22 protein-coding genes are annotated in these 18974 nt (G+C 63.9%); 18 read left to right on the forward strand and 4 right to left on the reverse strand.

From position 1 onward, the window contains the following. Positions 1–43: 43 nt before the first annotated feature. From ESD82_RS16220 to ESD82_RS16230, 3 genes are all read right to left on the reverse strand, one after another. Positions 44–580, reverse strand: a complete 537-nt coding sequence (locus ESD82_RS16220) for an AAA family ATPase (protein WP_147427874.1) — start codon at positions 578–580, stop codon at positions 44–46. Between the two features lie 18 nt (positions 581–598). Then, complete coding sequence (locus tag ESD82_RS16225; RefSeq protein ID WP_208852061.1) at positions 599–1234, reverse strand: LysE family translocator; 636 nt, start codon at positions 1232–1234, stop codon at positions 599–601. 94 nt (positions 1235–1328) lie between these two features. Beyond that, positions 1329–1928, reverse strand: coding sequence for a TetR/AcrR family transcriptional regulator (locus tag ESD82_RS16230; protein ID WP_147427872.1), 600 nt, complete (start codon positions 1926–1928; stop codon positions 1329–1331). A gap of 150 nt (positions 1929–2078) precedes the next feature. Here ESD82_RS16230 and ESD82_RS16235 point away from each other — a divergent pair, with 150 nt between their 5' ends. The 18 genes from ESD82_RS16235 (at position 2079) to ESD82_RS16320 (ending at position 18469) form a co-directional block, all read left to right on the forward strand. After that, positions 2079–2441, forward strand: a complete 363-nt coding sequence (locus ESD82_RS16235) for a DoxX family protein (RefSeq protein ID WP_147427871.1) — start codon at positions 2079–2081, stop codon at positions 2439–2441. 25 nt (positions 2442–2466) lie between these two features. Then, the gene (locus ESD82_RS16240; protein WP_147427870.1) at positions 2467–3888 is read left to right on the forward strand and encodes an MFS transporter; all 1422 of its coding nucleotides are present in this window, start codon (positions 2467–2469) and stop codon (positions 3886–3888) included. A gap of 9 nt (positions 3889–3897) precedes the next feature. Continuing rightward, positions 3898–4890 (forward strand): LysR family transcriptional regulator, encoded by a 993-nt coding sequence (locus ESD82_RS16245; protein WP_147427868.1) that lies wholly within the window; start codon positions 3898–3900, stop codon positions 4888–4890. 129 nt (positions 4891–5019) lie between these two features. Next, a complete protein-coding gene (locus ESD82_RS16250; protein WP_147427866.1) occupies positions 5020–7008 on the forward strand; it encodes a conjugal transfer protein TraG in 1989 nt (662 codons plus the stop codon). 10 nt (positions 7009–7018) lie between these two features. Then, complete coding sequence (locus ESD82_RS16255) at positions 7019–7483, forward strand: CopG family transcriptional regulator (protein WP_208852062.1); 465 nt, start codon at positions 7019–7021, stop codon at positions 7481–7483. Between the two features lie 30 nt (positions 7484–7513). Next, positions 7514–8032, forward strand: a complete 519-nt coding sequence (locus tag ESD82_RS16260) for a ClbS/DfsB family four-helix bundle protein (protein WP_147427864.1) — start codon at positions 7514–7516, stop codon at positions 8030–8032. A gap of 15 nt (positions 8033–8047) precedes the next feature. Beyond that, entirely contained in the window at positions 8048–8677 is a 630-nt protein-coding gene (locus ESD82_RS16265; protein WP_147427862.1) for an NAD(P)-dependent oxidoreductase, read from the forward strand. A gap of 269 nt (positions 8678–8946) precedes the next feature. Beyond that, positions 8947–9894, forward strand: a complete 948-nt coding sequence (gene trbB / locus ESD82_RS16270; protein ID WP_456152431.1) for a P-type conjugative transfer ATPase TrbB — start codon at positions 8947–8949, stop codon at positions 9892–9894. Continuing rightward, the gene (locus ESD82_RS16275; RefSeq protein ID WP_147427858.1) at positions 9891–10223 is read left to right on the forward strand and encodes a TrbC/VirB2 family protein; all 333 of its coding nucleotides are present in this window, start codon (positions 9891–9893) and stop codon (positions 10221–10223) included. Before trbB ends, ESD82_RS16275 begins: the two co-directional genes overlap by 4 nt. Continuing rightward, positions 10223–10504, forward strand: coding sequence for a VirB3 family type IV secretion system protein (locus ESD82_RS16280; RefSeq protein WP_147427857.1), 282 nt, complete (start codon positions 10223–10225; stop codon positions 10502–10504). The genes ESD82_RS16275 and ESD82_RS16280 overlap by 1 nt, the downstream gene beginning before the upstream one ends. A gap of 10 nt (positions 10505–10514) precedes the next feature. Next, positions 10515–13007, forward strand: a complete 2493-nt coding sequence (trbE, locus tag ESD82_RS16285) for a conjugal transfer protein TrbE (protein ID WP_147427856.1) — start codon at positions 10515–10517, stop codon at positions 13005–13007. Then, positions 13004–13777 carry a P-type conjugative transfer protein TrbJ gene (trbJ, locus tag ESD82_RS16290; protein ID WP_147427854.1) on the forward strand — a complete coding sequence of 258 codons (774 nt, stop codon included), beginning with the start codon at positions 13004–13006 and terminating at the stop codon, positions 13775–13777. Before trbE ends, trbJ begins: the two co-directional genes overlap by 4 nt. A gap of 14 nt (positions 13778–13791) precedes the next feature. Beyond that, the gene (gene trbK-alt / locus ESD82_RS16295) at positions 13792–14058 is read left to right on the forward strand and encodes a putative entry exclusion protein TrbK-alt (protein ID WP_147427852.1); all 267 of its coding nucleotides are present in this window, start codon (positions 13792–13794) and stop codon (positions 14056–14058) included. 2 nt (positions 14059–14060) lie between these two features. Continuing rightward, entirely contained in the window at positions 14061–15419 is a 1359-nt protein-coding gene (gene trbL, locus ESD82_RS16300) for a P-type conjugative transfer protein TrbL (RefSeq protein WP_147427850.1), read from the forward strand. Further along, positions 15416–16105, forward strand: coding sequence for a conjugal transfer protein TrbF (trbF, locus tag ESD82_RS16305; protein ID WP_147427848.1), 690 nt, complete (start codon positions 15416–15418; stop codon positions 16103–16105). The genes trbL and trbF overlap by 4 nt, the downstream gene beginning before the upstream one ends. Continuing rightward, a complete protein-coding gene (gene trbG / locus ESD82_RS16310; RefSeq protein ID WP_147427847.1) occupies positions 16102–17097 on the forward strand; it encodes a P-type conjugative transfer protein TrbG in 996 nt (331 codons plus the stop codon). Before trbF ends, trbG begins: the two co-directional genes overlap by 4 nt. Beyond that, positions 17094–18230, forward strand: a complete 1137-nt coding sequence (locus ESD82_RS16315; protein ID WP_147427845.1) for a TrbI/VirB10 family protein — start codon at positions 17094–17096, stop codon at positions 18228–18230. Before trbG ends, ESD82_RS16315 begins: the two co-directional genes overlap by 4 nt. A gap of 2 nt (positions 18231–18232) precedes the next feature. Beyond that, a complete protein-coding gene (locus tag ESD82_RS16320; protein WP_147427844.1) occupies positions 18233–18469 on the forward strand; it encodes a DUF2274 domain-containing protein in 237 nt (78 codons plus the stop codon). A 47-nt stretch (positions 18470–18516) separates the two neighbouring features. Here the strand turns inward: ESD82_RS16320 and ESD82_RS16325 are convergent, their stop codons facing one another. After that, on the reverse strand, positions 18517–18936 hold the full coding sequence (locus ESD82_RS16325; RefSeq protein ID WP_147427843.1) for a VOC family protein: 420 nt from the start codon (positions 18934–18936) through the stop codon (positions 18517–18519). Positions 18937–18974: the final 38 nt, after the last annotated feature.

The raw sequence follows: 18974 nt of genomic DNA on the forward strand, positions 1-18974 counted from the left end.
CTTTGCCAAATTTGTAAATTCAAGCAACTGGCGTAACGCAACGTCACGTTCCCAAGGTTCGCAGACTGTCGATAACAAAGTCGGCGCGCTGCTCAATTCCCACCAGCGGCAGCTCGACTATCTTATATCCAATCCTCCTATAAGTCTCAGCCATAACCTTGGCGGTCGCCTCGGCCTCTTGCCTGTCCTGTTTGCGCTCAGTGTCCTGCGTGAAGATGGCGTCCCAATACGGGGCAAGGAAAACCCGCTTATTGTAAGGGTAGGTTTTGGCCGCCGCTTCGAAATGAGCAGGCACAGGTAGGCCGCAGAGTGTGAGATAACCAACAACATCCGGTATTCCACGATCCATAAGGACAGGCTCATCACTTTGAAGAGCGTCCTGATAGGAACGCAGTTCCCAGCCCAACATGAGTTCGGCGAAGAGTGCGCGATCCGCCCAAGGCAAAGCTTTACCGCCGATCTTGATCTGGTCTCGAATGATCGCCCTGCCGGCCTCGGGCATGGTGCGGAAGCCGCGCAGTGCCATGGCATCGATCAGACTGCTTTTGCCGGAACCGGGACCACCGGTTACGACGATCATGTGTTCAGCATTTTTCATCTATGCCACGAAGATCGGATAGAGTGAGACAACCAGCAGCGTTGCCATGGTAAGATTGAAGGCGCGCAGCTTCGCAGGCTCCGTAAAAAGCCGGCGGAGGCCCACGCCGAACGCAGCCCAAATACCGACGCAGGGCGCGTTGATCACTGCCATCAGCAGCGCAGCTGCGGCCACGGACGACAGCGAGGGGGAACCCGGAAGATAAGTGGCGACGGCACCGAGCGCCATGACCCATGCCTTGGGGTTGACCCATTGGAACGCAGCAGCGCCAATGAAGCCCAAGGGTCTGGCAGCCGATCTTTCTGCATCCTCCGGTGCTGCGGCCCCGGCGATCTTCCATGCCAGATACAGAAGATAGGCGCCGCCTACCCACCGCAGGACGATGTTGAGCATGGGATACGCCTCGAAAATCACTCCAAGGCCCATCCCGATGATGACGACCATCGCGGCGAAACCAATGCTGATGCCCGCAATATGTGGCAATGTCCGCCGAATGCCGAAATTAACACCGGATGCCAGCACCATCATGTTGTTCGGTCCGGGCGTGACCGATGTTACGGCTGTATAGAGACACAGCGCCAGAAATGCTTGCAACCCGGACAAGTCGGGCGAGGTTAGCTGTGAAACATCTGTCATGACTTGACGCGATCCGCCACATCAACGGGAAGTTTTCGGCGCGACTGGCACCAATGCTTCGACCGGCCGCCATCCTCCATTTTCATGATCCGCCTCATTGTTGAGGCTTCAGAAATCGGCCGACCATGGTCGTGATCAGTTTTCGGCTCTCCTCGAAGTTAAGGTCCGCTGTCATCAATGGCAGCATCGGCGCGGCATCAAGGACCGCCACCAAAACCGCGCTCGTGTGCTTCGGATCAAGAGCGGAATCGACTTCGCCACGTGCCTGGCCGGCTGTCAGCGCTTCTGTCAGCAATGTTCGAACACCATCGGTGTTCTCTTTGAGGATGGCTCTGATTCTTTCGTTGCGTCCCGCTTCTGCCAACAGCTCGAACAGAATGCGGCAATGACCGAGATCGTCCCACCCCTTCATGCTCCACAATTCCGATAGCAGAACAGTCGCCGTCTGTTCGCCTTCGGGGTGCCCGCTGAAATGGCTGTGGAGGCTGGCAAGGTATTCATCCGCCATCTGCTCAATGATAGCGTCCTTGCTAGGGAAGTAGTGATAGAGGTGGCCTGGGCTCATCGCCGCCTCTTTGCAGATCATCGAAATCGACGCGCCTTGCAGACCATGGCGCAGGAAGCATCGATGTGCCGCTGCGAGAATCTCCTGCCGTCTGCCTTCATGCTGCTCGGGAACGCGCTTGCGGACCATGGGGCCTCCATAAACATAGAATGATCGCTCTAATATAGCTTGACCGCACGCCGATCATAACTAGAGTGAGCATTCAATCTATGTCGGAACGGCTGGTGGGTCCAGTCCTATGCTGCGTCAGCCGGTCCGATTTCCAAGGTGCGAGGCCACATGAACAGACCCCTTCCGATCATAGCGACCAGCCTGGCTTGGCTACTGGCGGCTTTCTTTCTCTTCGGCGCTTACGGCAACATCTTCATCTCAGAGGAAAATGCGGCGGCCTATGTGGCTTGGGGTTACCCCGACTGGTTCCACTACATCACCGCCATTCTCGAACTGGCCGCTGGGCTGTTGCTGATCCGCGCTGGCTCGCGGCCCTATGGAGCCGGCCTTGGCGCGATGGTGATGGCCGCTGCTTCCCTCACGACACTGCTGAACGCCGATTACGGCCATACAGTCGCTCCCAGCATTGTCCTGCTCGTCTCGCTGGTCGCGCTGGGCCTGTCCTTGGCCGTCCGGCGCGCAGCCGACTGAACCTTCCCCTTTCGGAGAATCCCCGATGAATAGCTCACCAACTCCGGCCGGTTCGGCCGATCCCGCAAATGCGCCTGCGGCGCATCTGGACGGATGGTCCGATCTTCTGTCCGGCCGCCACCTCGCCATTGTTCTGGTCATGGCTAGCGGCGTGCTGCTCTATGCCATGAACCTCTATTTCACCGCCGCACTGATGCCCTCCATCGTCGCGGATATTGGCGGGCAGCAATATTATGCCTGGGTGACGACTGCGTTCGTTATCTCGGCAATCGTAGCCTCACTGTTTGTCAGCCGTATCCTCGACTGGAAGGGGCCGGCGCTTGCCTATGTTACGGCGTTCGTCGTCTTCGGGCTCGGCGCAGCGGCCAATGCCGCCAGCCCAACGATGGAACTGCTGATCGTCGGTCGTGTCGTGCAAGGACTGGGCGGCGGTTTGTTGGCAGGGCTTGGCTACGCGGTGATCCGTGCCGCACTCCCCGAACGCCATTGGGCGCGGGCAACCGGCGTCGTGTCAGCCATGTGGGGCTTGGGAACGCTGTTCGGGCCGGCCCTTGGCGGTGTGTTCGCGGAACTCGGACTCTGGCGCTGGTCCTACGGTGTGCTGGCGGTGGTTTCGCTGCTGTTTGGAATCATCGCGCAGCGCGCGTTCGGCCGTATGGCCGGCTCGGGGCATCGTTCGCCTGTTCCCGTTGGCTCTCTCATTCCGCTTGTCCTTGCCACCATCGCTATCAGTCTCAGCGCCATCGTGCCGATAGGCTGGCCGACGCTGGCAATGGTCGGGATCGGTTTAGTGCTGCTCTGGCTGTTCGTCGTCGTGGAGCGGCGGGCAAAAGAGACCATCCTTCCGCATATCACCTATCGGCGCGGCAACTCTCTGAAATGGGTTTATCTCACCGTCGCTGCGCTCAGCGCGGGCGTGATGGTGGAGAACTTCATTCCGCTGTTTAGCCAACAATTGGCGGGCCTCTCCCCGCTGATCGCAGGATTTCTCGGCGCGGTTCTCTCGTTGGCGTGGGTCATCGCTCAGCTTTTCGTGGTGTCGGTCAAGAGTGAGAGCGGCCGCCGCCGGGCTATCCGCGTCGGCCCATTGCTGCTGACGGCCGGGCTGATCGCTTATGGGCTTCTACAGGTCTCCGGTGCCGATATTGCGATGGTGCTGATTTGGGCGGCCGTCCTCGCTTTCGCTGGCATCGGCATCGGACTGGCATGGCCGCTGCTCGGTGTGGCCGCGATGAGCAGTACCCACGACCCCGCCGAAGGGGGTAAGGCTGCCGCTGCGATCACCATCACACAACTTATTGCTTTCTCGATCACCTCTGCGCTCGCCGGCACGCTGATGGCGGCAGGCGGGGAATCTGCGGTGGATTCAGCTCGCTATGTTACGCTCGGCATCGCGCTTCTTACCCTGTTGGGCATCTTCGCCGCTGGCGTGGCAACGAGAAAGTAGCCTGCCACCATGCGACGGCGGCATCTGAAATATGCGCAACTGGATAGATCGTCGCAAATCCTCGGCGGTCGCATTCCCCTCGCGTCGCTGATCCAGACGTTGGCCGTCGCCGAATATCTCAACTTCCGTCACGCCGCCAATGCGCTCGGCGTGGCGCAATCCAGCGTCAGCGCGCGTGTGAAGACGCTGGAGGAAGACCTTGGCGTCCTCCTGTTCGAGCGTCATGCGCGGGGCGTGCGACTGACTGAGGCCGGACGCCACTTCGTCGAGCGGATAGCTGCCGGCGTCGATCAGCTTGACCATGCGGTGAAGACCGCAAGCATGACGGCGGCCGGCAAATGGGGACGCCTGCGCATTGGCATCCACGCCCTGATACCGGGCAGCTTCCCCGCCGAGCTTATCGCGCAGTATCGCAAAACCCATCCCGGCATCGAGGTCGAGATGACCGAAGGCACGGCCCGCGATGCGGTCATCCAGCTTCGCGCCGACCGGCTGGATGTGGTGTTCGTCGCGGGCAAGCTTGAATCGCCCGACTGCCATACCCGCCCGATCTGGACCGAACCCTTAATGGTCGTGCTGCCGGAACAGCATCGCCTTGCCGGGCAATCGGCAATCACATGGGCCGATCTGGTGGGCGAGACCTTTCTCGTCCGCCATGGCGGCACTGGCCCACAGGTTCATGACCATATTGTGCTGCGCTTCGCCGGACGCTGGCCTCCGCCGTCAATCCTGCGCTTCGAAGTGGGGCGCGGCACGCTGCTGTCCATGGTTGGACAGGGTTTCGGCATCACCATCGTCGGCGCGGCCTCGGCGCTGCTACCGACAACCGGCATCGTCTTTCTGCCCTTCGCCGACGAGCCAGAGCCGGTTGTTTTTACCGCCGTCTGGTCGCCGTTCAACCGCAGCGCCGCACTGCAAAACCTGCTCGACCTCACAGGCAAAATGAACCGTGAAAGCGTTTCGCCCAATCGGTTGCGCGGTGGCACTCGGACGGCACGATAACGGTGAAGGCGATCCGTCCTATTTGCCGCCGATAGTATCCGGCAGCCCTCCCGCATCCTCTTTCCTGTTGCCCATCCCAACTTTGCCTATCTCTGATCGGCTCCGTCTCTTTTGCCGACTGGAGCCCGTATGCGCGGAGGCCGAATCCTTTGGGGTCAAATCGCTGTCGTCTTCACCATCGTTCTGGTGATGACGTGGGCGGCGACGCAATGGGTTGCCTTCCGCCTCGGCTTTCAGCCGCAGCTTGGAGCGCCATGGTTCGAGCTGGCGAGCTGGCCCGTCTATTATCCGCCCGCGTTCTTCTGGTGGTGGTTCTCCTTCGACGCCTATGCACCCGCTATCTTCGTCGAGGGCGGCATAATCGCGGTATCAGGTGGCTTCCTAGCGATCGTGGCCGCCATCCTCATGTCGATCATCCGGGCGCGGGAAGCACGCAACGTCGCCACATACGGATCGGCGCGATGGGTCGAGGATCGGGAAATCCGCAGCGCCGGATTGCTCGGTCCCGATGGCGTGGTGCTTGGCCGATACGACAGGGACTATCTGCGCCATGACGGCCCCGAGCATGTCCTATGCTTCGCCCCGACGCGCAGCGGCAAGGGCGTCGGACTGGTGGTGCCGACGCTATTGACATGGCCCGCATCCGCCATCGTCCACGACATAAAAGGCGAGAACTGGACGCTGACAGCGGGCTTTCGAGCAAAGCATGGCCGCGTCCTGCTGTTCGATCCGACCAATGCGAAGTCGTCGGCCTACAACCCGTTGCTGGAGGTCCGGCAAGGCGAATGGGAAGTCCGCGACGTGCAGAACATCGCGGATATTCTGGTCGATCCCGAAGGGAGCTTGGACAAGCGCAACCATTGGGAAAAGACCAGCCATAGCCTGCTGGTCGGCGCGATCCTGCATGTTCTCTATGCGGAGAAGGACAAGACTCTGGCGGGCGTCGCCAACTTCCTGTCCGATCCGCGCCGCCCGGTCGAGGCGACCTTGCGCGCCATGATGGACACGCCGCATCTCGGCGAGGCCGGCGTTCATCCCGTCATCGCATCGTCGGCTCGCGAGCTGTTGAACAAATCCGAGAACGAACGGTCGGGCGTGTTGTCCACCGCCATGTCGTTTCTTGGCCTCTATCGCGATCCCGTGGTGGCGAGGGTGACGGCACGATGCGACTGGCGCATTGCCGATCTGGTCGGCGGCCGGCTGCCGGTCACGCTCTATCTGGTCGTGCCACCGTCCGACATAAACCGCACCAAGCCGCTCATCCGCCTGATCCTCAACCAGATCGGCAGGCGGTTGACGGAGGAATTGACCACCTCCGGCACGCGCCATCGCTTGTTGTTGATGCTGGACGAGTTTCCGGCGCTCGGCAGATTGGATTTTTTCGAGTCCGCCTTGGCCTTCATGGCGGGCTACGGAATCAAAGGCTTCCTGATCGCGCAGAGCCTCAACCAGATCGAGCGCGCCTATGGGCCGAACAACGCCATTCTCGACAACTGCCATGTGCGCGTCAGCTTCGCCACCAACGACGAGCGCACCGCCAAGCGGGTGAGCGACGCGCTCGGCACCGCGACCGAGCTGCGCGATTCCACCAACTATGCCGGCCATCGCCTTGCGCCGTGGTTAGGGCATCTCATGGTATCGCGGCAGGAGACGGCCCGGCCATTGATGACGCCCGGCGAAATCATGCAGCTTCCGCCGACCGATGAAATCGTCATGGTCGCGGGCACGCCGCCTATCCGCGCGACCAAGGCCCGCTATTTCGAGGACGCGCGGTTTCAGGAGCGCATTCTGACCCCGCCCGATCTAGTCGCCGCTCCGCTGGCGCCCAGCCGATCCGCCGATGATTGGTCCGGCCGCGTGGTCGCGGAGGAAAGCCGTTCCGCGACGGTCGCCGCAGACGGGGCCGAGGGCGATCCGGCCAATGCCGGCATCCGCCGCGAGCCGGAATTGCCAAGCCAAGAGGAAATCATCCCTCCGCCGCCGTCGCCCGAACAGGAGTTCGAGTTTCTGGACGACGAGCCGGACGTTGACGCGGCCAAGGCCCGCGCCATGCGCCAGCGCATGAGAATGGTGGCGCGGCAGGTGGCGATGAACCCCGATGATGGAATCGAACTTTAAGGATACGCCCATGGCAACCAGAACCCGCCTGAATCTCTATTTCGACCCCACGCTCATTCCGCAGATCGAGGCAATGGCGCTGCGCCGCTCGGTGGCGCTGCGCCGCAATGTCTCGAAATCCGCCATCGTGGAGGCGGCGGTCATGTCCTACCTGTCCGGCGATGCCGACGATCAGCTTGAAGCCGCCATGTCTCGCCGCTTGGACAAGCTCGGCCGCCAGATCGACACGCTCGACCTAGATCTCGCCGTCCTCGGCGAGACGGTCGCGCAGTTCATCCATTTCTGGATGACCATCACCCCACCGCTCACGGGAGCCGCGCAGTCCGCTGCCCGCGCCAAAGGCGCAGAGCGGTTTGAGGGTTTCATGCAGAATCTCGGCCGGCGTCTGGCGAGCGGCGACAGCTTCCTCAAGGAGCTGTCGCGAGATATAGATGCAACCATAGAAGACGAGACGAATCCCGATCCGTCTTCTTGACCTGCCTTGTATTCTATTCGCGGTGACTGAATGGCCGTTCCGCAAAACACCGACGAACTTCTAAAAGCGATCAACACCAACTTCGACAAGTTGCGCAGGGAGCTTGCTGACATTCCGGACAACATGGTCCGAAGCAGGAGCCTTGAAGGTCACGCCAAGGGCACGATGATGAGCGTTGCCGATCTGGTCGCCTATCTTGTCGGCTGGAACGAGCTGGTGCTGAAATGGCTGGACCGAGATGCGGCTGGCCAACCTATCGACTTCCCCGAAACAGGCTTCAAATGGAACGAATTGGGCCGGCTCGCGCAGAAATTCTATCACGACTACGAGGCAGTTCCCTATCCGCAGCTTGTCGAGCGTCTGGAGGTGGCCAAGGATCGTATCGTCTCGCTTATCGAGGCGCGCAGCAACGACGAACTTTACGGACGTCCATGGTATGAGAAATGGACGATGGGACGGATGATCCAGTTCAACACGTCCTCGCCATACGACAATGCGCGGGGTCGCCTGCGTAGGTGGAAGAAGGAATCCAAGCAGGTTTCATCCTGAAGAATCGGAGGGGCAATGCGCTTGTTCGTGCTCGGAGCATCAGGCGGAGTCGGCTCTAAACTGCTGGCCGAAGCGGCCGCGCGCGGCCACCAGATTACGGCGCAGACGCGTACGGTGGGGAAAATCACGGAAACTCCGTCAGTCAAGGTGGTTGTCGGTTCGCCGACCGACGAGGCGTTTCTCCGCCGTAATCTCCATGAGCGTGATGCCGCGATACTTTGCATCGGCGTTGACAGTATCGGCAGGACGACATTGTTCTCCGACACCACACGGGCACTGGTTGCCGCTATGCAGGCCGCGAAGGTGAAACGGCTGGTGGCGATCACCGGCATAGGCTCCGGCGACACGCGGGGACATGGAGGGTGGTTCTACAATCGCGTCATCTTTCCGCTGTTCACGCGCAACCGCTATGCGGACAAGGATCGGCAGGAGGCGCTGATCGAGCGCTCCGGGTTGGACTGGACCATTATACGACCTGCGCCCTTTACGGCCCATACTGGCGATGGACCGTTGCAGATCGTCACCGATATTCCGCCCGGTTTGCAACTGCGTTCGATTAGCCGTGCCGAGGTGGCGACTTTCATCCTCGATACTTTGGAGAACGGGCAATTCAGCCATCAGAAGCCGTTCATTGGTTATCCGTGACGCAAATGAGCTTTCCGCCTAACCGGTTGTGCGGGCTCGATTCGTCGGGGGAATTGCTGATCGGGTAGACGGTCGGACAAAGCACCCGTCCTATTTGCCGCCGATAGCCGCCGATCACCGCACGCAGCTAGATACTTGTTGAACCGGCCCAATTCCGGGCTTTCTTAATCGACCCCGATCCGGGGACCGACTGTCGCGCCCCATGAAGAAACGGGGCCGACATGACCACCAACCACCAAAGACCGGAAGCCATTGCGCGCGGCGCGCGCATGTTGCGCACCGCGCTAGGCCCCGCCATTGCCCGGCTGCTCGAAGACCCGGCCGTGGTCGAAGTGATGTTGAACCCGGACGGGCGGTTGTGGATCGACCGCCTGTCCGAAGGGCTGTCCGATACGGGCGAGCGCCTGTCCGCCGCCGATGGCGAACGCATCGTTCGGCTGGTCGCGCATCATGTCGGCGCGGAGGTTCATGCCCGCAGCCCGCGCGTCTCGGCCGAGTTGCCGGAGTCTGGCGAAAGATTCGAGGGCCTGCTGCCGCCCGTGGTCGCCGCCCCGACCTTCGCAATCCGCAAGCCCGCCGTCGCCGTGTTCAGCCTCGACGACTATGTGGCGGCGGGGATCATGTCCGCCGATCAGGCCGCGACGCTACGCGCGGCCGTTTCTTCCCGAGCAAACATCCTCGTGGCGGGCGGCACCAGCACCGGCAAGACCACCCTGACCAACGCGCTGCTCGCCGAGGTGGCGAAGACGCAGGATCGCGTCGTCATCATCGAGGACACGCACGAGCTGCAATGCGCCGCGCCCAACCTTGTCGCCATGCGCACCAAGGATGGCGTCGCCACGCTATCGGATCTCGTCCGCTCGTCGCTGCGCCTGCGCCCGGATCGCATCCCCATCGGCGAGGTGCGCGGATCGGAAGCCCTCGATCTTCTGAAAGCGTGGGGAACGGGACACCCCGGCGGCATCGGCACCATCCATGCAGGCACCGGCATCGGCGCGCTGCGTCGCCTTGAACAGCTCATCCAGGAGGCTGTCGTCACCGTCCCGCGCGCCCTGATCGCGGAGACCATCGACCTTGTTGCCGTCCTTTCCGGGCGCGGTTCCGCGCGCCGGCTGGCCGAGCTTGCTCGCGTCGAGGGGCTAGGGCCGGACGGCGACTACCGCATCACGCATCCCATCCCTTCGGCAATCCCCACCAGCACAGGAGAATCTTCATGATCCGCACGCTCACGCGTGGCTATCGCTTCGCCGCGACCGCCGCATCCACCCTTGCCATCAGCCTCATGCTCGCCCCGGCCGCCCATGCGTCCGGTTCGTCGATGCCATGGGAACAGCCCTTGCAGCAAATCCTCCAGTCCATCGAGGGACCGGTCGCCAAGATTATTGCCGTCATCATCATCATCGTGACCGGCCTGACCCTCGCGTTCGGCGATACGGGCGGCGGCTTCCGCAAGCTGGTCCAGATCGTGTTCGGCCTGTCCATCGCGTTCGCAGCATCGAGCTTCTTCCTGTCGTTCTTCTCGTTCGGCGGCGGGGCGCTCATCTGATGGCGGGCGGCCTTGAACAACTCGACACGGTGCCGGGATTTTCAATCCCGGTCCACCGCGCGCTGACCGAGCATATCCTGCTCGGCGGCGCACCGCGCTCCATCGCGATTCTGAACGGAACGCTGGCCGGGGCCGTGGGCCTCGGCCTGCGCCTCTGGCTGGTCGGCCTCGCCATCTGGGCCATCGGCCATTTCGCTGCCGTATGGGCAGCGAAACGCGATCCCCTCTTTGTCGAGGTCGGGCGAAGGCATCTGCGCATCCCCGGCCATCTGGCGGTGTGAGGGCGCGGTCATGATGAACCTTTCCGAATATCGCCGCACCGCCACCCGGCTCGCCGATTATCTGCCATGGGCCGCATTGGTCGGCTCCGGCGTCGTCCTGAACAAGGACGGCAGCTTTCAGAGGACGGCGAAGTTTCGCGGTCCCGATCTGGATTCCGCCGTCGCCGCCGAGCTGGTCGCCGTTGCCGGCCGGATCAACAACGCCGTGCGCCGCCTCGGCTCCGGCTGGAGCATCTTCGTCGAAGCCGTTCGGCTTGCGGCTCCGCAATACCCGGAAAGCAAATTCCCCGATCCTGCATCCGCACTCGTCGATGCCGAGCGGAAAGCACAGTTTGAGGAACAAGACGCTCACTTCGAGTCCCAATATTACCTGACTTTCCTTTGGCTCCCGCCTGCCGATGAGGCCGCGCGCACTGAGGCATGGCTCTACGAGGGCCGCGGGAAAACCGGCGTGGACCCGTGGGAGCTACTGCGCGGCTTCATAGACCGCACCGACCGCGTGCTGGCCTTGCTCGAAGGCTTCATGCCCGAGTGCCGTTGGATGGATGACGGCGCGACGCTGACCTATCTCCATTCCACCATCTCGACCAACCGCCATCGCGTGCGCGTGCCCGAGGTGCCCATGCACCTCGACGCGCTGCTCGCCGACCAGCCGTTGACCGGCGGGCTGGAGCCGCGCCTTGGCGACGCGCATCTGCGCGTCCTGACCATCGTGGGATTCCCGACCGCGACGACGCCGGGCCTGCTGGACGAAATGAACCGGCTGCCGTTCCCCTACAGGTGGAGCACGCGCGCGATCCTGCTCGACAAGACCGATGCGACCCGGCTGCTGACCCGCATCCGTCGCCAATGGTTCGCCAAGCGCAAGAGCGTCGCCGCGATTCTGAAAGAGGTGATGACGAACGAGGCGTCCGCCCTTGTGGACACCGACGCCGCCAACAAGGCGCTCGACGCCGACATGGCGTTGCAGGAGCTTGGGGCGGACGTGGCGGGCATGGCTTACGTCACGGCGACCGTCACCGTTTGGGATGCCGACTCGCGCCTTGCCAATGAGAAGCTGCGCCTGGTCGAGAAGATCGTTCAGGGCCGCGACTTCACCGCCATGCCCGAGAGCGTCAACGCGGTTGACGCATGGCTCGGCTCGCTACCCGGACACGCCTACGCGAATGTCCGTCAGCCGCCCATCAGCACTTTGAATCTCGCCCACATGATCCCGCTTTCAGCGGTGTGGGCGGGGCCGGAACGGGACGAGCATTTCGGTGCACCCCCTTTGCTCTTTGGAAAGACCGAAGGCTCAACCCCGTTCCGGTTGTCTTTGCATGTCGGCGACGTAGGCCACACCCTTGTCGTCGGCCCCACGGGCGCGGGCAAGAGCGTGCTGCTCGCCCTCATGGCGCTCCAGTTCCGTCGCTATGCGGCCAGCCAAGTCTTCGCCTTCGACTTCGGCGCTTCGATCCGTGCCGCGTCGCTCGCCATGGGCGGCGACTGGCACGACCTCGGCGGTGGGTTGACCGATGGGGCCGAGGCGTCCGTTTCGCTCCAGCCGCTTGCCCGCATCCACGACACCTATGAACGCGCATGGGCGGCGGACTGGATTGCCGCCATCCTCATGCGCGAGGGGCTGGCGATCACGCCAGAGGTGAAGGAACATATCTGGACGGCGCTGACATCGCTGGCGTCAGCACCCGCCGAGGAACGCACGATCACCGGCCTTGCGGTGCTGCTGCAATCCAACGATCTGAAACAGGCGTTGCGGCCGTTCTGCGTCGGCGGGGCCTATGGCCGGCTGCTCGACGCAGAGACAGAGCATTTGGGATCGGCGGACGTGCAGGCGTTCGAGATCGAGGGGCTGGTCGGGACCGGCGCAGCCCCGGCCGTGCTTGCCTATCTGTTCCATCGCATCGGCGACCGGCTCGACGGGCGGCCGACGCTGCTCATCATCGATGAGGGCTGGCTTGCGCTGGACGACGAGGGGTTCGCCGGCCAGCTCCGCGAATGGCTGAAAACGCTGCGCAAGAAGAACGCCAGCGTGATCTTCGCCACGCAAAGCCTGTCCGACATCGACGGCAGCAACATCGCACCCGCCATCATCGAAAGCTGCCCGACGCGGCTCCTGCTGCCGAACGAGCGTGCCATCGAGCCGCAGATTACGGCCATTTATCGGCGCTTCGGCCTCAATGACCGGCAGATCGAAATCCTCGCACGGGCCACGCCCAAGCGCGACTATTACTGCCAAAGCCGCAGGGGCAACCGCCTGTTCGAGCTTGGCCTGTCCGAAGTCGGCCTCGCGCTCTGCGCCGCATCCGCCAAATCCGACCAGACCGAAATCGCGCGCATCCATGCCGAACACGGCCGCGAAGGCTTCCTAGCCGCATGGTTGCGTGAGCGCGGCGTCGATTGGGCGGCCGACCTGATCCCCAACCTCACCAATCTTGCCGACCGACCGGAAGCCGCCGCGCCGGCCCGGCTCGATACCCACCCCACACAGGAGATTCTTCCATGACCTGGTCCAGGATCATCGGGGCCTCGGCCCTCGCGCTGGCGCTCGCCGTGCCCGTCGCGCTTTCGCCCATGCTGGCAAGCCCGGCCCATGCGCAATTCGGCTTCGGCCGCATCGTCTATGACCCGTCGAACTACGCGCAAAACGTGCTCACGGCCGCGCGAACGCTTGAGCAGATCAACAACCAGATTCAGAGCCTCCAGAACGAGGCGCAGATGCTCATCAATCAGGCCCGCAATCTGGCGAGCCTGCCGCATTCCTCGCTCCAGCAGCTCCAGCAGAATGTCCAGCGCACGCAGCAGCTTCTCGGGCAGGCCCAAAATCTCGCGTTCGAGGTCGGCCAGATCGACCAAGCGTTCCAGAGCCAATACGGCAATGTCTCGCTTTCGGCGACCGACGCCCAGCTTGTCGCCGACGCGCGCGGCCGTTGGGAAAATACGGTTGGCGGCTTGCAGGACGCTATGCGCGTGCAGGCGGGCGTCGTCGGCAATATCGACAGCAACCGCGCCGAGATGGCCGCGCTTGTCGGCCAGAGCCAAGGCGCGACCGGGGCGCTGCAAGCCACGCAGGCCGGCAACCAGCTCCTTGCTCTCCAATCGCAGCAGCTTTCCGACCTGATCGCGGTCATCTCGGCGAACGGCCGAGCCGACGCGCTGACCGAAGCGGAACGCGCCGCCGCCGCCGAACAGGGCCGCGAGCAGCGCCGCCGCTTCCTGACGCCGGGCAGCGGCTACCAGCCGGGCAACGCGCAGATGTTCAACGGCAACAACTAACCGGGAGGCTCGCCATGGACGGCAAGATGCTGGCCCGGCTCGGGGCCGTGGTGTTCGTCGCGATTGCCTTGACAGTGACCGCAATCGACATGGCGCGGAAGGACGAACCTTCCGCGCCGCCCCCTGCGCCGGCCTTCCAGCCCCCGGCCGACCCGTTACGCGAAACTCTGCGCCGCTGCCAGCAGCTCGGCGAGGCTGCCGCCAGCGATGCCGGCTGCCTCGCCGCATGGGCCGAATCCCGCGACCGCTTCCTCGGCCGTGATCGCAGCGAGGCGCGCTGACCATGGGCAACACGGGCGTCATCGACAATTTCCTCGGCGTATTCACGTCCTACATCGACAGCGGTTTCGGCCTGCTCAGCGGCGAGGTCGCCTTCATCGCCACGACGCTCATTGTCATCGACGTGACGCTCGCCGCGCTCTTTTGGGCATGGGGCGCGGATGACGACATTATCGCGCGGCTGATGAAAAAGACCCTGTTTGTCGGCGTCTTCGCCTACATCATCAGCAATTGGAACAACCTCGCCCGGATCGTCTTTGACAGCTTCGCCGGCCTTGGCCTCATGGCGTCGGGCACCGGCTTTTCCGTCACCGACCTGATGCGGCCGGGCCGGGTGGCGCAGACCGGCCTCGATGCCGGCCGCCCGCTGCTCGAATCCATTTCCGACCTGATGGGGTGGATCGCCTTCTTCGAAAACTTCATCCAGATCGCGTGCCTGCTGTTCGCATGGGCGTTGGTCGTGCTGGCCTTCTTCATCCTCGCCATCCAGCTTTTCGTCACCCTGATCGAGTTCAAGCTGACCACGCTTGCCGGCTTCGTCCTCATCCCCTTCGGCCTGTTCGGCAAGACCGCGTTCATGGCCGAGCGCGTGCTTGGCAACGTGGTGTCCTCCGGCATCAAGGTTCTGGTGCTCGCCGTCATCATCGGCATCGGCTCGACCCTGTTCAGCCAGTTCACGGCCGGTTTCGGCGGGGCGACCCCGACTATCGACGAGGCCATGGCAATCGTGCTTGCCGCGCTGTCGCTGCTCGGCCTCGGTATATTCGGCCCCGGCATCGCTAATGGCATCGTCTCGGGCGGCCCGCAGCTCGGCGCAGGCGCGGCCGTGGGAACCGGCCTTGCCGTCGGCGGTGCAGCCGTCGCCGCAGGCGGTGCAACCATGCTCGCCGCCAAGGGCGGCGCTGCTGCCTTGTCCGGCGGGGCCGCGGCCGTCCGGGGCGGTGCGGCCACCGCAGGCGCGACAACCGCAGCCTACAGCGTCGGCTCGCTCGGCCAGTCCGGCGCGGCTGGTGTCGCTTCCGGCCTTGGCGGTGTCGCACGCGCCGCAGGCTCGGCCGCCGTCTCCCCCTTGAAGCGTGCCGTCTCGAAAGCCACCGAATCCGTCAAATCCAGCTTCTCGGCTGGCGCGAAGGCCGGATTTGGCGCGACGGGCGGCAGTTCCACCATGGGCACGGTCGGCGGCGGGAGCGCCGCCCCGGCCGCATCATCCGCATCGGCCGGCACCCCTCCCGCGTGGGCGCAACAGATGCGGCGCTCGCAGGCCATGAACCACGGCACGACGATGGCCGCCCATGCGGTGCGCTCCGGCGACAGCCACGGCTCCGGTTCCTCCATCAACCTTTCCGAAAGTGACCGCTCATGAGCATCTTCAAACGACCAGCAACCCATTACGGCAAATCGCCGGAACCCGAGACGCCTTATCAGAAGGCCGCGCAGGCATGGGACGAGCGTATCGGCTCGGCCCGCGTGCAGGCGAGGAACTGGCGGCTGATGGCCTTCGGTTCCCTGATCCTTTCGGCGGGCTTCGCCTCGGCGCTGGTCTGGCAGTCCGCACGCGGGACCGTGGTGCCTTGGGTCGTGCAGGTGGACAATCTCGGTCAGGCGCAGACCGTCGCGCCTGCCAACGCCGACTATCGGCCGACCGATCCGCAGATTGCTTTCCATCTCGGCCGGTTCATCGAGCAGGTGCGCGCGATCCCGGCCGACGCCATCATCGTCCGCCAGAACTGGCTTCGGGCCTATGAATGGACCACGGATCGCGGCGCGGCAGCATTGAACGATTACGCGAGGGCGAACGATCCTTTCGCCAAGGTCGGCCGCCAGCAAGTCGCCGTCGAGGTGTCGAGCGTCATCCGGGCGTCCCCCAACAGCTTCCGCGTCGCGTGGACCGAACGCCATTTCGAGAACGGCCAGCTTTCCAGCACGGAACGATGGACGGCCATCCTCACCATCGTGATCCAGCCGCCGCGCGACGCCGAGCGTCTGCGCGCCAATCCGCTTGGAATCTACGTCAATGCAATTTCGTGGTCGCGGGAGATGAGCCAATGAGGACGATCACCCGCACCCCGACAATCGCGGCTATGCTGCTTTCGGCCACCATGCTCGCAGGCTGCGCGACCAACCGGACGCCGCAATTCAGCTACGATACCAGCGTGCCGCCGCTGCCGACCGTGCAGGCGATAGCAACCGACAACACGCCCCGGCCTTTGCATGTGCCCCCGGCATGGACCGTGGCGCGTGGCGGAACCGCCGCAGGCACGCCGGCCGGCCGCGTCGAGAACGCCAATGCAGCCGCCCGCGTCGAACCGCGCAGGGAAGGCTACTACAACGCGATCCAGATTTATCCGTGGTCCGAAGGCGCACTCTATCAGGTCTATGCCGCAGTCGGACAGATCACGACGATCGCGCTGGAGCCGGGCGAGAGCCTGACAGGCGCGGGGCCGATTGCGGCGGGCGACACCGCCCGCTGGATCATCGGCGACACCGAGAGCGGCAGCGGTGCAAACCGCCGTGTCCATATCCTCGTGAAGCCGACACGGCCGGACATTTCCACCAACCTTGTCGTCACCACCGACCGGCGCACCTACATGATCGAGCTGCGCGCGCGGGAATCGCTCTACATGCCGGCCGTGGCATGGGCCTATCCCGCGACGCCAGCAGGCCAGCGCCAGTCCGTTCCAGCCGCACCGATTATCCCGGCCGAGGCCGCGAGGAATTACCGCTACGGCCTGACAGGTGACAGCCCACCATGGCGGCCGGTTTCCGTCTTCGATGACGGCCGGCGCGTCTATGTCGTCTTCCCGGCCGGGATCGTGCAGGGCGAAATGCCGCCGATTTTCGTGCTCGGCACGAATGGCGAACCGCAGATCGTCAACAGCCGAGTCCACCAGAACGTCCTGATCGTGGACCGCCTGTTCGGCGCGGCCGAGCTGCGCCTTGGCAGCGGCAACCGCCAGCAGGTCGTCAGGATCGTTCGCATCAACCCGACGCAGGCCGCTGCCGCACAGCCCGCCAGCGCGACCGGAGATTCCCCGTCATGACAGATAACACCATCACCGACACCGCCGCGCCCATGCGGCTGCGCGCCGAACCGCCGCGCGTCACCCGCCTGTCGCGCAAGATGCTGGCAGGCGTCGGCGCGGTCGTCTTGCTCGGCATCGGCGGCGCACTGATCTACGCGCTCCAGACCCGCGATGCAGGGCCGGGAGGCGAAGAACTCTATTCGACCGAGAACCGGCCCACGGCGGACGGCCTGTCCGGCTTGCCGCGCGACTATACGGGGCCGGTGCTCGGCCCGGCGCTGCCCGGCGACCTCGGCCGTCCGATCCTCGACGCGCAGAACAGGGGACAGCCGGTCGCGCCGCCCGTCATGGCGACGCCCGCCGTCGATCCCGAGGAAGAACGCCGCCGCGCCGAGGAAGAAGCCGCGCGCTTGAGCAATGTGTTTTTCCAGTCCGGCCCGCGCACGGGATCGCCAGCAGGGACGGCCATGCCCGGCCTTGCCGGTCTCGGCCTCGGCGGACAGCCAGCGACGCAGGACCGGCACACGGCGTTCCTCAATGGACCCGTGGAGCGGCAGACCGTCGCGCCGGATCGTGTCACGCCGCCGGCATCGCCCTACATCCTTCAGGCGGGGGCCGTGATCCCGGCCGCGCTCATCACCGGCATCCGTTCCGATCTGCCCGGCCAGATCACCGCGCAGGTGACGGAGAACGTCTATGACAGCCCGACCGGCTCGCTGCTCCTGATCCCGCAGGGCACGCGCATCATCGGCCAATACGATGACGGCGTGACCTTCGGCCAGCGCCGCGTGTTGCTGGTGTGGAATCGCCTGATCCTGCCGGGCGGCCGTTCCATCGTCCTTGAGCGCCTGCCGGGCGCGGACGCCAGCGGCTACGCCGGCCTTGAGGATGGCGTCGATTATCATTGGTGGGGTCTGATGAAGGCCGCAGGGCTGTCCACGCTGCTCGCAGTCGGCACGGAGCTGGCGACCAGCGACGAGGACCGGCTGATCCGCGCCATCCGCGACGGGGCGCAGGATACCGTCAATCAGGCGGGCCAGCAGATCGTCCAACGCCAGTTGCAGGTTGCGCCAACGCTGGCCATCCGGCCGGGCTTCCCGGTCAGGATCATCGTCACCCGCGACCTCGTATTCGAGCCGGCAGGAGGTTGACCATGACCAAGCTGAAACTCGGCCCGCTGCCCGACGACAAGCCCGTCAAAGTCACAGTGGAGCTGCCCGCGCCGCTTCACCGCGATCTGGTCGTTTATGCCGAGGTGCTGGCCCGCGAGAGCGGCCAGCCCGCCGCTGATCCCGTCAGGCTGATCGTGCCCATGCTGGAGCGATTCATCGCCACGGATCGCGGTTTCGCCAAGGCGCGGCGAGCGATGCCTCACCCCCGAATTGAGTGACAGCTTTAGCGGACAAAGCGGTCATAGCGAACTGCTGCTAACTTGCCCTAAAACTCGATGGTGACTGACGAGGCGTTGCGCTTTGCCTCGCCTTGGTAGACAGCTTCGATGTTGTTGCCATCGGGGTCCAATACGAAGGCGGCATAATAGCCCGGATGATAGGGCCGGATACCGGGTGCTCCATTGTCGCGCCCACCATGCGCCAACGCCGCGCTGTAGAAAGCATCAACCGTTTCGCGATCCTTCGCCTGAAATGCCAGATGGTGCCGCCCCGTCAACTCGCCCGAAGCGGTCGGACTGTCAGCGGAAGATACTGTAAGCTCATCGGCTATGAAGTAGCCTTTATCCGTGCTGAGAACCGGTATCCCCAGCACGGCCATCACCGCCGTATAGAAGCTCTCGCTCGCTTGCAGGTCGCGCACGACAAGCTGAATATGATCAATCAAGCGGCCACGGTGCAATTGCATCGGCTTGCATCTCTTTCTGTGAAGTCTTCAGCGCAAAA

It is taken from the genome of Paracoccus pantotrophus, assembly GCF_008824185.1.
GTDB lineage: Bacteria > Pseudomonadota > Alphaproteobacteria > Rhodobacterales > Rhodobacteraceae > Paracoccus > Paracoccus pantotrophus.

What these genes read in the sequence shown, in the direction of transcription:
- ESD82_RS16220 (WP_147427874.1), bottom strand. Translation starts at nt 580, where the DNA reads ATGATCGTCGTAACCGGTGGTCCCGGTTCCGGCAAAAGCAGTCTGATC.
- ESD82_RS16225 (WP_208852061.1), bottom strand. Translation starts at nt 1,234, where the DNA reads ATGACAGATGTTTCACAGCTAACCTCGCCCGACTTGTCCGGGTTGCAA.
- ESD82_RS16230 (WP_147427872.1), bottom strand. Translation starts at nt 1,928, where the DNA reads ATGGTCCGCAAGCGCGTTCCCGAGCAGCATGAAGGCAGACGGCAGGAG.
- ESD82_RS16235 (WP_147427871.1), top strand. Translation starts at nt 2,079, where the DNA reads ATGAACAGACCCCTTCCGATCATAGCGACCAGCCTGGCTTGGCTACTG.
- ESD82_RS16240 (WP_147427870.1), top strand. Translation starts at nt 2,467, where the DNA reads ATGAATAGCTCACCAACTCCGGCCGGTTCGGCCGATCCCGCAAATGCG.
- ESD82_RS16245 (WP_147427868.1), top strand. Translation starts at nt 3,898, where the DNA reads ATGCGACGGCGGCATCTGAAATATGCGCAACTGGATAGATCGTCGCAA.
- ESD82_RS16250 (WP_147427866.1), top strand. Translation starts at nt 5,020, where the DNA reads ATGCGCGGAGGCCGAATCCTTTGGGGTCAAATCGCTGTCGTCTTCACC.
- ESD82_RS16255 (WP_208852062.1), top strand. Translation starts at nt 7,019, where the DNA reads ATGGCAACCAGAACCCGCCTGAATCTCTATTTCGACCCCACGCTCATT.
- ESD82_RS16260 (WP_147427864.1), top strand. Translation starts at nt 7,514, where the DNA reads ATGGCCGTTCCGCAAAACACCGACGAACTTCTAAAAGCGATCAACACC.
- ESD82_RS16265 (WP_147427862.1), top strand. Translation starts at nt 8,048, where the DNA reads ATGCGCTTGTTCGTGCTCGGAGCATCAGGCGGAGTCGGCTCTAAACTG.
- trbB (WP_456152431.1), top strand. Translation starts at nt 8,947, where the DNA reads ATGTTGCGCACCGCGCTAGGCCCCGCCATTGCCCGGCTGCTCGAAGAC.
- ESD82_RS16275 (WP_147427858.1), top strand. Translation starts at nt 9,891, where the DNA reads ATGATCCGCACGCTCACGCGTGGCTATCGCTTCGCCGCGACCGCCGCA.
- ESD82_RS16280 (WP_147427857.1), top strand. Translation starts at nt 10,223, where the DNA reads ATGGCGGGCGGCCTTGAACAACTCGACACGGTGCCGGGATTTTCAATC.
- trbE (WP_147427856.1), top strand. Translation starts at nt 10,515, where the DNA reads ATGATGAACCTTTCCGAATATCGCCGCACCGCCACCCGGCTCGCCGAT.
- trbJ (WP_147427854.1), top strand. Translation starts at nt 13,004, where the DNA reads ATGACCTGGTCCAGGATCATCGGGGCCTCGGCCCTCGCGCTGGCGCTC.
- trbK-alt (WP_147427852.1), top strand. Translation starts at nt 13,792, where the DNA reads ATGGACGGCAAGATGCTGGCCCGGCTCGGGGCCGTGGTGTTCGTCGCG.
- trbL (WP_147427850.1), top strand. Translation starts at nt 14,061, where the DNA reads ATGGGCAACACGGGCGTCATCGACAATTTCCTCGGCGTATTCACGTCC.
- trbF (WP_147427848.1), top strand. Translation starts at nt 15,416, where the DNA reads ATGAGCATCTTCAAACGACCAGCAACCCATTACGGCAAATCGCCGGAA.
- trbG (WP_147427847.1), top strand. Translation starts at nt 16,102, where the DNA reads ATGAGGACGATCACCCGCACCCCGACAATCGCGGCTATGCTGCTTTCG.
- ESD82_RS16315 (WP_147427845.1), top strand. Translation starts at nt 17,094, where the DNA reads ATGACAGATAACACCATCACCGACACCGCCGCGCCCATGCGGCTGCGC.
- ESD82_RS16320 (WP_147427844.1), top strand. Translation starts at nt 18,233, where the DNA reads ATGACCAAGCTGAAACTCGGCCCGCTGCCCGACGACAAGCCCGTCAAA.
- ESD82_RS16325 (WP_147427843.1), bottom strand. Translation starts at nt 18,936, where the DNA reads ATGCAATTGCACCGTGGCCGCTTGATTGATCATATTCAGCTTGTCGTG.